Below are 13,299 nucleotides of genomic sequence, written 5' to 3' on the forward strand. Positions count from 1 at the left end.
AATTTTATTTATAAAAGTATATGATTTGAATCATAAAAACATAGTTCTACTACTCTATAAATTTGCTCAAAAAACTTATGCGGAAAGCTATAATTTCTTTTATCGTAACGATACTTTGTTTTGTTAACATTTATAGCGTTCATTATATTTTCATTACAGAGATAAAAGATTCTTCCTTAATAGCCGCTTTTGGCGCCGCTGCTGTATTATCATTTTCTAACCTAAAAAAAACGCTCTCAACCAAAATCATATTTATAGGGAGTATTATAGGAGCATTAATAGGTGTTAGTTCTAATATTTTAATAGGTAACATAACCATAGCTATAATTGTATCAATAAGCTTAAGTGTATTTGTAATGCAGCTTTTAAAAATTAATTACCCTCCAGGAGGTGCTATTGCTATAATTCCAATTATAGCCGATAAAGGGCTACAAGATCTGGAGTATCTATTTGTGTTTTTTCCTGTAGTAACAGGAATAACCAGCATTGTTCTTTTTTCAAAAATTCAAATCTATATTAACTATAAGTCAAATCAATTATGGCCACTAAAAAAACAATCGAAATTGTAAAGTCTACCGCTCCTGTATTAGAAAAACACGGAGAAGATATTACCAAAGTATTTTATAGACTCTTATTTAAAAATCAACCTGAATTAAAGAGTCTATTTAATATGACACACCAAAAGCAAGGTACACAACCCAAAGTACTAGCCAATGCTATTTTTCAATATGCTGTACACATAGACAAACTAGAAGCTCTAGGAGGTGCTGTTGAGTCTATTGCCCAAAAACATACCAGTTTATCTATTACTCCTGAAATGTATCCTATTGTTGGCGAAAACTTATTAAAAGCAATTCAAGAAGTATTAGGAGAGGCTGCTACTACAGATATTATGAATGCTTGGGCAGAAGCATATAGTGATTTAGCTGCTATTTTTATAAAACGAGAAGAACATATTTATTCTGAAAGAGAACAGAAAAATGGAGGGTTCAGAAATCAAAAAGAGTTTGTTATTACAAAAAAAGTAGCAGAGAGTAATGTTATTACCTCATTTTATTTAAAACCAAAAGATGACTCTCCAACTCCAGAATTTATACCTGGCCAATATATTGCCTTGAGTTTAGAGATTCCGAATTCTCCGCATAAACACACCAGAAATTATAGTCTATCTGATGCTTACAATATGGATTATTTACGTATAAGTGTTAAAAAAGAAGAAGGAAATCCTAAAGGAATTGTTTCAAATTATTTACACAATCATATAAAAGAAGGTGATTCATTAAACTTAGGGATGCCTTCAGGAGAGTTTGTACTAAAAAACTTTAACACGCCAATTGTTCTTATAGCTGGTGGCGTTGGTATTACTCCTCTTATGAGTATGTATAAAAGTGCTTTACATTCGCATAGAAAAATTACCTTTATTCAATGTGCTTTAAATAGTGGCACACATGCTTTTAAACATGAAATAGCAAAAAATGCAAATAGTAAAACTACTCGCTTTACTGTTTACAACAACCCATTAACGACTGATAAGTTAGGTGATAATTATGACTTTAATGGGTATTTATCTACTGAAATGCTAAAATGCATGGAAATAAATACTGATAGTGAATTTTACTTCTGTGGGCCAAAACCATTTATGGCTAACACTTTATCGATACTTAGGGAATTAAATATTGCAGAAGAAAATATAAATTATGAATTTTTTGGGCCTACCGAAGAACTAGAAAAGGTGTAAAACAAAAAAAAGTGGAAGCTTATAATAAGCTTCCACTTTTTGGTATTATAATTTTATCTCTGTTTTTAGAATTGCTCTCTTCCTGAAAAATGAAAAGCACCTTCGATAGCAGCGTTCTCATCGCTGTCTGATCCATGAACTGCATTTTCTCCTATAGAAGTAGCATATAATTTTCTAATAGTTCCTTCTGCAGCTTCTGCTGGATTAGTAGCACCAATTAAAGTTCTAAAATCTTCTACTGCGTTATCTTTTTCTAAGATTGCAGCTACAATTGGTCCGCGAGTCATAAATTCAACTAACTCACCAAAGAATGGTCTTTCACTATGAATTGCATAAAAAGCCTCAGCATCACGTGTAGTCATTTGAGTTTGTTTCAATGCTACAATTCTGAAACCAGCTGCATTAATTTTTTCTAATATAGCTCCAATGTGTCCGTTTTCAACAGCATCAGGCTTAATCATAGTAAATGTTCTATTTGTTGCCATTTTTATGTTTTTAATTTTCGTGCAAAAATATGCAAATTAGTTATTTATGCAAGCATATTAGTTGTCTTTTCAAGAACATTTTAAGTACCTAAAAACAACTGTATATCAATTACTCTAATTCGAATGATTTATTAGCAATCATTTCTTTTCCTTTAAAAACATTAATAAAATAATTTCCTTTTTCAAAACCACCTTTAGGTGCAGAAATGTATTCACAAATATCTAAAGCCTTGTTATTATAGTTAAAAGTGGTTTTTATACTATAATTTAATGTTTTACCATCGAACTGTACTTGTGCATTCTCTCCTATAACATTGCTATTAGGATCTAATACTTGAATAAATAATTCTTTATCTCCTTTTTCTGCTATTTTATTAGCTGCTACAGCAAAACACACTTTAACTTTATCTGCTTTTCTAGCTTTAGTAGTTAAGATTTGTTTACCAGAAGAACGCTCTATAATAGCTAAACCTTTTACTCCAGCAACAGTCATTTCTGAACCTAGAGAAATTAGCTTTTCTCTATCTGTTAACTGGTTACTTAAAGAATCTATTTTTTGCTCTCCTTCTTCGTTGTTTTTAACCAAAACTTCATTTGCAATGGTCAGTGCATTGTTTTCATCTAATAAGCGTTTATTTTCTGCAAACAATCTATCTTTTTCTTTTTTCATTCTAAAGAATGAATTTTTATACCTTAATAAAGTAGCTACATCTGCTTGTGCAGTTTTTAAAGAATCTAAAGTCAATTCTAAATTAGCTCTCTCAGCAATTAAATCTTCATTTAAAACTTCATTTTCTGCAATTTGCTTGTCATATTCTCCTTTTAAACTTTCTAAATCTGAAGTAATATTTTCTATTTCACTGTTAAGTGCAGATTTAGTTTCTTGTAATTCATTGTTTTTAAGAAAAAATAATGCTCCTACCCCTATTAAAAGTACAGCAGCAATTCCTAAACCAATTTTAAGTCCGTTATTATTTCCGGTAGACATTGTGTAAGTATTTATATGTTAGAATGTTCCAAATGTAAATAATAAATCTGAATATTTTTAATATTTTTTATTCCTCAAGAAAATATTAACCGTTAACTTAGCTATAGGTAATTTTTACTATTTATGACGCATTTAAACATCTATACTCAAGAAGAAGTATTGCAATTTGTAAACACCAGAAATGGGGAGAAAAAATTTGGAGAAAAAGTTTTAACTATTTCTAAGAGTAACAATTTAGATGAAGAACTTATCAACTCGAAAGCTAAATATGTTTTGTTTGGAATACAAGAATCTATTGGTGTAAAAGCAAATAAAGGTATACAAGGAACCGAAACAGCTTGGAAAACATGCTTAAATAGTTTGTTAAACACTCAAAACAACTCGTATAATAAAGGTAAAAAAATATTACTACTAGGTTATTTAGATTTTTCTGGTTTTATGCATAAAGCCGAAAAATTAGACTCTAATAATCAAGAAGATTTAAAAGCATTATATAGACTCGTTGATGATATAGATACAGAAGTATCTAATTTAGTGTATAAAATTGTTAAAGCTGGTAAAATACCTATTATAATTGGCGGAGGTCACAACAATGCTTACGGTAATATAAAAGGTACATCTTTAGCGCTTAATAAAGCTATTAATGCTATTAATTTTGATGCTCATACTGACTTTAGAGCTTTAGAAGGTAGGCACTCAGGAAACGGATTCTCCTATGCCTTTCAAGAAGGTTTTTTAAATAAATATTTTGTTTTTGGATTGCATGAAAATTATACTTCTAAAAAAGTATTCAATGAAATGAATGCCTTACATGACCATATAAACTTTAATACTTTTGAGGCTATAGCTATACGCAAAGAAAATAGTTTTAATGCAGAAATAGAATATGCTCATTCTTTTGTTAAAAGCGACAAATATGGAGTTGAAATAGATTTAGACGCTATTCAAGGTGTTGCCAGTAGTGCAATGACTCCATCTGGTTTTAGTGTAAACGAAACCAGGCAATTTTTATCTCGCGTAGCAAATTCTAAAAAAGTAGCTTATCTACATTTATGTGAAGCTGCGCCTAGTTTGTCTAACGGAAATGAAAAACAGATAGGAAAAGTATTATCGTACTTAATAACTGATTTTATTCGTGCTAATTAATCGCAAGTAGTTTTAAAGTTAGAAACTGGGTATTTGTATGATTGACTCAAGTTATAATGCCACCATTCTGAGGTAATACTCCAAAATCCATGCTTTTCCATAGTGCTTTTTAACTTTTTTCTATTATTTAAAATACTATCAGGTAAATTTAAATAAGCATGATGCGCCTTTTTACCAAAATAGTCAAAAGGAGTTCCCATAGCAAGAGTATCATTCTTTAAATCTGCTAATGTAATATCTATAGCAGTACCTCTGTTATGATTCGATCCTTTGCTTGGATCTGCTACATAACGCTTATCAGGGTAAATTTTCCACATTTTCTTTTGAACATATAAGGGTCTATAACAATCAAAAAACAAAATTCTCAAGCCTGCTTTTTTAAACTCATTATTAGCTTTAATTAACTGTTTTGCAGTTTTATAACGTACCAAACAGTCATCACAATCATATACTTGCTCTTTCAAAAAATTATCTTTAGTAGCATATTTCATACTATACAAAAAAGTAGTGTCTAACTTTTTTAAAATAACAAACGTACTATCTTTAAAGCTTTCTATTTCTTCTTTGCTATATAATTGTACATTTAACGAAGCTGGTGAGTCTTTTTGTCCTACTCCACTTTCAACTTGCTCTTTAGCCACATCATTAGTTTCAACTAGATTCTCCTGTATTTCTTTTGGAGTTATTTTCTTTTTCTCTTTACAAGAAAACAAAACAATGCTTCCAAAAACTATTAATGCTAAGATGTATTTCATTTTAAACCTTTATAATTACCACTTAAATATAACTAAAAAAGCCTGCTTAGTATACCAAGCAGGCCTTATAATTCTATTAGCTTAAAGTTAATTAAACATTACTTCATTATCTAAAATCATATTTTGTAAAAACAAAACTGAGTTTTGAATATCATTATGCAATAATCTATCTTCCTCTACAAAAGGAACTTCTTTTCTATAAGATGTTATGAAACTCTCAATAAAATCTGATGATTTTAGCGGCCTTCTAAATTCAATTGCTTGAGTAGCATTTAAAAGTTCAATCGCTAAGATTCTCTCTACATTATCAATTACTGTTTTACATTTTACCGCTCCGTTTGCTCCCATACTTACATGATCTTCTTGTCCGTTACTAGAAACGATTGAATCTACACTCGATGGAGAACATAATTGCTTATTAATACTAGCTATACTAGCAGCAGTATATTGAGGTATCATAAATCCTGAATTCAACCCAGGATCATTCACTAAAAATGCTGGTAAATTTCTTAAACCTGATATTAATTGGTAAGTACGTCTTTCAGAAATACTTCCCAACTCCGCAACCGCAATAGCTAAAAAATCTAACCCTAATGCTAATGGTTGACCATGAAAATTACCTGCAGAGATAATCATATCTTCTTCTATAAAAATATTAGGGTTGTCTGTAACTGAATTAATTTCTGTTTCAAAAGTTTTTCTAACAAAGTTTAAAGTATCTTTAGAAGCTCCATGAACTTGGGGCATACATCTAAATGAATATGGATCTTGAACAGCTTTGGTATTTTGCTCAATTAGCTCACTTCCTTCTAAAAACGAACTTATTCGCTCTGCTGTGTGTAACTGTCCGTTATGTGGACGAATAATATGTGAATGAGCTAAAAACGGAGATTTATTACCGTCAAAACCTTCTAGTGAAACGGTTCCAATTGCGTCGGCAAAATAAGATAATTTATAAGCCTTAATTAAATTGCTTACTCCATAAGCACTCATAAACTGAGTTCCATTTAACAAAGCTAAACCTTCTTTAGATTGCAATAATATTTTAGACCAACCCAGTTCTTTATACAACTCTTGAGTTGTAATTTCTCTATCGTTAAAAACTACACTTCCCTCTCCTATTAAGACCAAAGCTACATGAGCTAGAGGAGCTAAATCTCCTGAAGCACCTAGTGAGCCTTGAGTATATACTACTGGTAGTATATTTTTATTGTACATTTCAACTAAACGTTCAATAGTTTCTAACTGAACACCAGAGTGACCATAACCTAAACTTTGTATTTTTAGTAACAACATTAATTTAACAATATCGTTAGGCACTCTTTCTCCAGTTCCACAAGCATGAGACATTACTAAGTTCTCTTGCAACTTCGTTAAGTTATCATTAGATATTTTTACATTACACAAAGATCCAAAACCAGTATTAATTCCATAAATTGGAGTTGATTCTTTTTCCATTTTTTCATCAAGGTAAGTCCTACATCTCTTTACATTTGCTATTACCTCATCAGATAACTGTAAAGTCTTCTTTTGAACTATAATGTCTTGTATAATATCTATGGTTAAGCGATCGGTGCTTATGCTATGTATCATTTTTCTTTCTTTAGGGGGTCAAAATTCAACATTGCTATAATAATATCCAAACAAATTATATTTAATTAACAAAATTTGATTTTTTTCTTATTAATTTAGAGCCCCTGATAAATACCTTTTTTATTTAGTTAAAAAGTTAACTATCTTTTTATCATATTAAGGTATCAACTATAAAAACAAATCAAATACAATGAAAAAAATTGTTTTCGCTTTAGCGGCACTAGCAATCGTTTCTTGCAAAAAAGAAGAGACCAAACCTGTAGATTATACACTTTTTACAGGTACTATTACAAATCCTAATAGTGATAAATTAACAGTTTTAACCCGCAAAGGTCCTGTAAAGGATATAAATGTTGATGAGAATGGTAAATTTGCTGATACTTTGCGTCTAGATGAAGGACAGTACTATATTAACGACGGGAATGAATATGCTGCAATTTATGTAAAAAAGGGAGCGCATATGGATATGACTTTAGATACCAAAGAGTTTGATAAAAGTATTAAGTTTACCGGAAAAGGAGCAGAAAGTAACAACTATTTTTCTGATGCTACAAGGTTAGAAATAGCTCTTTTTGATCAAGAAGATTTAAGCGATGTTCCTAGTTTAATGAAGAAATTTCAAGCAGACTCTAAAGCCTTATTAGACAAAACAACAAGTTTAGATAGCCTTACAAAAGTTCAAGAAAATAAAAAAATTGAACAAATGGTGGCGCAATACGGTCAAATGTTGTCTGCTAAAGCTAAATTGGCAGATATGAAAGGAAAACCTTCTCCAGCATTTGAAAACTATGAAAACTACAAAGGTGGAACAACTTCTTTATCTGACTTAAAAGGTAAATATGTATACATTGATGCATGGGCTACTTGGTGCGGACCTTGTAAAAAAGAAATACCTTTCTTAAAAGAGGTAGAGAAAGAATTTCACGGAAAAAACATTGAATTTGTTAGCATATCTTTAGACAATGGTAGAGGTTATAAAGCTGATAGTAAAGAGGCTGCTGAAGCTGCTGCTAAAGAAGGTTGGAAAAAGATGATAGCAGATAAAGAAATGACTGGTTTGCAATTATATGCAGATAAAGCTTTTCAGTCTGATTTTGCAACTGCTTACGGAATTAACTCTATTCCACGTTTTATTTTAATAGATCCAAATGGAAATATTGTAGATGCAGATGCACCTAGACCATCTAGTCCTAAATTAAAGGAGTTATTTGCTGCACAAGGAATTTAAAAAAATCTTTTAAATAAAAACCTATAAAACGATTATCCTAAGTGGTAATCGTTTTTTTGTTCACAACTTCGTTAATAAGTATAAAACCCTCTAAGTGTTAAGAGGCATATAAAACCGTAACTTTTTATAAACCAATACAGTAATGATTATGGATAACAGAACTGATGATTTATTAAAGATTCGTTTGGGAATTGAAACTGCAAGTTTATCAGATAATATGAGAGATGAAGAACGCTTTCAGAACACTAGTATTCGACCAGCGATTAAGTTTCAGAGTGATTTATTAATTGAAGCTTTTAAAAACTATGCTAAAAAACACAAATGTGTTTTTTATAGCCTAAGCATTGATAAAAAAATGGTTTATATAGAAAATGCTATACAAAGAGATATGAAGTTTCGTAATTCATTAAAAGGAATGATTATTGGTGCTTTTACTGTGCCTGAATACAAACAATATATTCAAAATTCATCTGCTCTTAACAAACGAATGATGCAAATTGTTATAGAACGGTTAAAAGATAACGTGTTACTTTTAGATAACGAGAATCCCCCTTTACATAAAGCTGGATAAAACTTATTCAGTAATTATAGACTCCCCATTTAAATTAGTTGTTAATACTTCGCTCATGTAATTAAAAAATGGGCGAAGTGTTACAAAAGTGTCTATCACTTCATCAACAAAAGTTTTTGACAGTACTTCATTATCTGTAAATGATCGCATAGCATAAAATTGTTTTTTTCTAATTAATACAATTGCTTCACTATCTTTAGAGAAACCTTTAGGAGCTGTTTTTACACCATCACCTTCTAATCCTTTCGGAAAAATTTCTTTGAATTTTTTATCAGAAATAATTTCATTAATTTCTGTAGCATCCATTTCGAACTCTTTTCTAATACGCAACAAATCTGCTGGATTCGGACCATAAAACCCTCCACCAACCATCGTATTTCCTGGTTCAATATTTAAAAAGTATCCTCCCCTTAAGTGTTCTGTTGCTCTTTTAAAACTTCCAGCAAAACGAGCTTTATAAGGGGTCTTGTCTTTTGAAAAACGTACATCTCTATAAATACGCATTAATTTATGTGATTCTATATCGTCTGTTTCTTTTAATCGTTCTTCTACACCTGCAAAAAAGGCTTTTGCTTCTCTATTATGTATGTCAAAAATTGATTTTCGATCAGCAAACCATTCTCTGTTATTGTTTTTCTTTAACTCGTTTAAAAATTGTAGCAAATCAGAATTTATAGGCTCCATAGGTTTATTGGTTTTTAGCATTGCTAAAGTACTAATTATAAAAACAACAAACATTTGTTAAAAAAGGGGTGTTTAGTTAAAATAATCTTAAAAAAACAAATAGCAGTAACAAACAAGCTCCTACAGCGTCATATAAGTACATCAATTAAAAAATCAAATATCATGAAAGCAATTATTAATTTTTTAGAATTTTTCTACGGAATCAACGAAAATCAATTTAAAAGCAGAAAAGGTTCTGTAGACTTCAGACAGTCAAGAATTCAAATTTGGAATAAAAGAAGGCATTTTGCCCACTAATATTCCTCTTAAATTAAATTAGTTAAGTCCGACCTCATCAATCGGACTTTTTTATTTTACAAAATTAACTGCGTGTAGTATCAATCCTGATGCTGGAGCAATATGGGTTATACCCACAGCTTTTTCTGGTGTGGCTAAAGATTCCTTTATAAAGTCAATATCAAACTCTCCTCTACCCAAAGAAATTAGCTTAGCCATCATTATTCTAATTTGGTTTCTTTTAAACCCCTCTCCTACTACTCTTAACAAATAACTTTTCTCTGGAAAAAAATTAGCTGTATACACATCATTCTTTACAATCTCACACACTTTAATTTCCCCAAAAGTATCTGTAGTTGGTGTGGGTTTATAGGTATAATTTCTAAAATTATGCCTTCCTTCAAATAATTGAGCTCCTTGTTTCATTAATTCAATGTCTAACTCTTCAGGAAAATTTACCATAAAAGGAGCTGAAAAAGGGTGCTTTTTTTCTCCAAAAGAAAATAAATACAAATATTCTTTAAGTTTAGGAGCTTGTATGATATTAAACTTTTCATCTGTTTCTTCAATAGAAATAGCCCTAATATCTTGAGGTAAGTTTAAGTTAAAAAGAGGTAAGAAGTCTTCTAATATTAAAGCTTCTTCATCTAAAAACATTTCAATAAAAGCTTGGTTTGCAGATACTTTTGCATCCGTCCTCCCCGCTGCCAATGTTTTAAACTTTTTATGACCTAATACATAAGCTAAAGTCCTTTCTACCATTCTCTGAACCGTATTTACGTCTGGCTGTTTTTGCCAACCGTGAAAACGAAACCCTAAGTATTGAATTTTTATAATGTAATATTTCCTCTTATGCATAATGAAATCAAAACTATATAATAATTATCAAAAACCTTATGATAACTGAGTTATTTTCAATTTCAAATTCATTTTCCATTTCAACTTCTTCTTAAAAAATTATCTTTACCAAAAATCTAATACTTGCATCCGAAAAATATACATCACCAGCCTTATAATTTTGAATTGCTTTGCGAAAAGCATCCTGACTTAAATGAATTTGTTTTTATTAATGAACATGGTAATCAAACTATTCATTTTTCAGATTCCAATGCCGTTTTTCACTTAAACAAAGCTATTCTAAAAACTCATTATAATATTTATGATTGGAACATACCTAAGGGATACTTATGTCCTCCAATACCTTCTAGAGCTGATTACATTCATTATATAGCAGATTTAATTGATTCAGATAAAAAGAAAGAAGTAAATGGGTTAGATATTGGCGTAGGAGCTAATTGTATTTATTCTATTTTAGGAGCCCAAATTTACAGTTGGTTTATGGTAGGATCTGATATTAATGAAACCGCTGTAATTACAGCTAAACAAAATGTTGCTGCAACCCCATACTTGTCTAATTATATAAATATAATACACCAAACAAATAACGCTAATATTTTTAAAGGTATAATTCAGTCAAATGAATATTATGATTTTACTTTGTGCAATCCTCCTTTTTTTGAATCTGAAGAAAAGGCTCTAAAAGCGAATAAAGAGAAAACAAAAAACTTAGGATTGAATAAAAAAACAAATTACAACTTTGGTGGGCAAGCTAATGAACTTTGGTGCAACGGTGGCGAAGCCCTATTCATTAAAAGAATGATTAAACAAAGTGTGGAATTTAAAAATCAAGTTAACTGGTTTACCTGTTTGGTTTCTAAAGTAAATAACTTACCAAAAATATACAAGCAGCTTAATAAATTACAAGCAAATCATAAAACTATTGAAATGGAACAAGGCAACAAAAAAACACGTTTTATCGCTTGGCAATTTAATTAATATGGAACAGCATTCAAAAATTGTAACCATTGGTATTTTAGCTCATGTAGATGCTGGTAAAACCACCCTTACAGAGCACATGCTTTATAATGCTGGGGTTATTAGAAACCTTGGTAGTGTAGATAAAGGATCTACTGCTACAGATAATCTAGAATTAGAAAGGGAAAGAGGAATCTCTATTAAATCTGCAGCTACATCATTTATCTGGAATAACACAAAAATAAATTTAATAGACACTCCAGGTCATATTGATTTTTCAAGCGAAGTAGCGAGGAGCTTATGTGTCTTAGATGCTGTTGTGCTAGTTGTCTCTGCTGTAGAAGGTGTACAGGCTCATACATTAACCCTAGCGGAAGCTATTAAAGAGCTAAAAATTCCTTTATTAATTTTCATTAATAAAATAGATAGACAAGGTGCGGATTCTGAAACAGTTTTACAACAGATAAAAAAAGAACTCGGTTTATCTACACTTTCAATAAACAAAAGCAAAAATGAGGGCTTAGAAAACGTTAGTATTTATCCTACAATAAACAATCTTGAAAATAATGAATATTTAGAAGAACTTATCTCTCAAGATGAAGCTTTATTAGAACAGTACTTAAATGGTGATGAGATATCTAAAACTAGTCTTTTAGATGCTATAAAAAACCAAACCAATAATCAGCTAATAGTTCCTACTTATGTTGGGATAGCAAAAAACAATACGGGTGTAACTGAATTACTTGATGGAATTACTGAATACATCGTTAATAAGCAAAATAACTTAACAGATTTATCTGCCTATGTCTTCAAACTAGAACATGATCCAGTAAACGGAATAATGGCCTATGTGAAGGTTTTTTCTGGTGAATTGCAGTCTAAATCGGTTATTAAAAATCATACTCAAAAGCTAGAAGCCAAGATAAATCAAAGCAAAAAAATAGAAGGAACTAAATTTATAGATTCAACTATTAAAGCTGGAGATATCGGGATTATAACCGGTGTTTTAGGAACTAAAGCTGGAGATATTCTAGGAAATCCTTTAGGAATACCTCAACTACCCGAACTAGCTATACCAGTACTTAGTGTGCAGGTTACGCCAAAAAATGCATCTGATTATAATTCTTTAGCTCAAGCTCTACAAATAATAGATAGAGAAGATCCTAGTTTACAATTTAAGTGGCATAAAGAAGAGAAAGAACTGTTATTACTTTTAATGGGTGATATGCAAACAGAAGTTATAAGCCATACACTAGAACAACGCTTTTCTATTCATGTACAAATAACCGAGCCACAGATTGTTTACAAAGAAACCATTAGCAAATCTGCCGAAGGGTATATTAGGTACTGGATGCCTAAACCTTGCTGGGCTATTATGACTTTTTTAATTGAACCTGGAAAACTCAATTCTGGAGTAATTTATGAATCTATAGTTTCTAAAAATGATATTCATAATAAATACCAAAACGAAATAGCTAAAACCATACCCAAAGCTTTAGAACAAGGTTTATTAGGATGGGAAGTTACCGATGTTAAAATCACTCTAATTAAAGGTGAAGATCATAATGTACATTCTAGACCTGGCGATTTTAACTTAGCTACACCAATGGGAATTATGAAAGGTTTACAAGAAGGAGGAACTCATTTGTTAGAGCCTGTATTAAATTATCAAATTAAAACCCATGAAGAGTTTTTAGGGAAATTGAGTTCAGAATTAATAACAAGGAGAGCTACCCTTAATTCCCCTACTTTTGAAAATGATAAGGTAGAACTAAGCGGTACGATTCCAGTAGCTACTTCATTAGACTTAAGTATTAAACTCAACACTATATGTAGTGGTAAAATACGCTTGCGAACTACTTTTAACGGTTACCAAACCTGTCCAGAAGGAGAAGGAAAAGTTAGAGAATATAAAGGCGTAAATCCGTTAGACGAAGCCCAATGGATATTACACAGACGTGGAGCTTATAAAGCGGATGAAAGGAAAATTTGATTACTTTCAATATAACAAAAAAACCTC

The 13,299-nt window shown here is 30.8% G+C and carries 14 protein-coding genes; 8 read left to right on the forward strand and 6 right to left on the reverse strand.

Annotated elements, in window-relative coordinates:
* Positions 1–77: 77 nt before the first annotated feature.
* Together ACFQ1O_RS01500 and hmpA are read left to right on the forward strand one after the other, a co-directional pair.
* Positions 78–569, forward strand: a complete 492-nt coding sequence (locus ACFQ1O_RS01500; RefSeq protein ID WP_377712584.1) for an HPP family protein — start codon at positions 78–80, stop codon at positions 567–569.
* Positions 539–1,738 carry an NO-inducible flavohemoprotein gene (gene hmpA / locus ACFQ1O_RS01505; RefSeq protein WP_377712586.1) on the forward strand — a complete coding sequence of 400 codons (1,200 nt, stop codon included), beginning with the start codon at positions 539–541 and terminating at the stop codon, positions 1,736–1,738. Before ACFQ1O_RS01500 ends, hmpA begins: the two co-directional genes overlap by 31 nt.
* A gap of 65 nt (positions 1,739–1,803) precedes the next feature.
* Here hmpA and ACFQ1O_RS01510 read toward each other — a convergent pair whose 3' ends face one another.
* On the reverse strand, positions 1,804–2,223 hold the full coding sequence (locus tag ACFQ1O_RS01510; protein WP_377712588.1) for a nucleoside-diphosphate kinase: 420 nt from the start codon (positions 2,221–2,223) through the stop codon (positions 1,804–1,806).
* Between the two features lie 109 nt (positions 2,224–2,332).
* Complete coding sequence (locus ACFQ1O_RS01515) at positions 2,333–3,211, reverse strand: chromosome partitioning protein ParA (protein ID WP_377712590.1); 879 nt, start codon at positions 3,209–3,211, stop codon at positions 2,333–2,335.
* Positions 3,212–3,334: 123 nt separating this feature from the next.
* Here ACFQ1O_RS01515 and ACFQ1O_RS01520 point away from each other — a divergent pair, with 123 nt between their 5' ends.
* Complete coding sequence (locus ACFQ1O_RS01520) at positions 3,335–4,357, forward strand: formimidoylglutamase (protein WP_377712592.1); 1,023 nt, start codon at positions 3,335–3,337, stop codon at positions 4,355–4,357.
* On the opposite strand, the gene ACFQ1O_RS01525 is transcribed toward ACFQ1O_RS01520, so the two are convergent.
* Complete coding sequence (locus ACFQ1O_RS01525; protein WP_377712594.1) at positions 4,354–5,112, reverse strand: M15 family metallopeptidase; 759 nt, start codon at positions 5,110–5,112, stop codon at positions 4,354–4,356. The two genes, ACFQ1O_RS01520 and ACFQ1O_RS01525, sit on opposite strands and share 4 nt — an antisense overlap.
* A gap of 87 nt (positions 5,113–5,199) precedes the next feature.
* Positions 5,200–6,705: a histidine ammonia-lyase gene (gene hutH, locus ACFQ1O_RS01530; protein ID WP_377712596.1), complete on the reverse strand. Its 1,506-nt coding sequence runs from the start codon at positions 6,703–6,705 to the stop codon at positions 5,200–5,202.
* A gap of 190 nt (positions 6,706–6,895) precedes the next feature.
* Here hutH and ACFQ1O_RS01535 point away from each other — a divergent pair, with 190 nt between their 5' ends.
* A complete protein-coding gene (locus tag ACFQ1O_RS01535; RefSeq protein ID WP_377712598.1) occupies positions 6,896–7,933 on the forward strand; it encodes a TlpA family protein disulfide reductase in 1,038 nt (345 codons plus the stop codon).
* A gap of 148 nt (positions 7,934–8,081) precedes the next feature.
* On the forward strand, positions 8,082–8,504 hold the full coding sequence (locus ACFQ1O_RS01540; protein ID WP_377712600.1) for a glyoxalase: 423 nt from the start codon (positions 8,082–8,084) through the stop codon (positions 8,502–8,504).
* 3 nt (positions 8,505–8,507) lie between these two features.
* On the opposite strand, the gene ACFQ1O_RS01545 is transcribed toward ACFQ1O_RS01540, so the two are convergent.
* Complete coding sequence (locus ACFQ1O_RS01545; protein ID WP_377712602.1) at positions 8,508–9,242, reverse strand: DUF2461 domain-containing protein; 735 nt, start codon at positions 9,240–9,242, stop codon at positions 8,508–8,510.
* Between the two features lie 108 nt (positions 9,243–9,350).
* Between ACFQ1O_RS01545 and ACFQ1O_RS01550 the strand changes: the two genes are divergently transcribed.
* Entirely contained in the window at positions 9,351–9,485 is a 135-nt protein-coding gene (locus ACFQ1O_RS01550) for a hypothetical protein (protein WP_377712604.1), read from the forward strand.
* Positions 9,486–9,536: 51 nt separating this feature from the next.
* On the opposite strand, the gene ACFQ1O_RS01555 is transcribed toward ACFQ1O_RS01550, so the two are convergent.
* A complete protein-coding gene (locus ACFQ1O_RS01555; protein WP_377713210.1) occupies positions 9,537–10,325 on the reverse strand; it encodes a tRNA pseudouridine synthase A in 789 nt (262 codons plus the stop codon).
* Positions 10,326–10,445: 120 nt separating this feature from the next.
* Here ACFQ1O_RS01555 and rlmF point away from each other — a divergent pair, with 120 nt between their 5' ends.
* A complete protein-coding gene (gene rlmF / locus ACFQ1O_RS01560; RefSeq protein ID WP_377712606.1) occupies positions 10,446–11,300 on the forward strand; it encodes a 23S rRNA (adenine(1618)-N(6))-methyltransferase RlmF in 855 nt (284 codons plus the stop codon).
* Between the two features lies 1 nt (position 11,301).
* Positions 11,302–13,272: a GTP-binding protein gene (locus ACFQ1O_RS01565; protein WP_377712608.1), complete on the forward strand. Its 1,971-nt coding sequence runs from the start codon at positions 11,302–11,304 to the stop codon at positions 13,270–13,272.
* The last annotated feature ends 27 nt before the right edge of the window (positions 13,273–13,299 follow it).

It is taken from the genome of Pseudofulvibacter geojedonensis, assembly GCF_042675745.1.
GTDB lineage: Bacteria > Bacteroidota > Bacteroidia > Flavobacteriales > Flavobacteriaceae > Pseudofulvibacter > Pseudofulvibacter geojedonensis.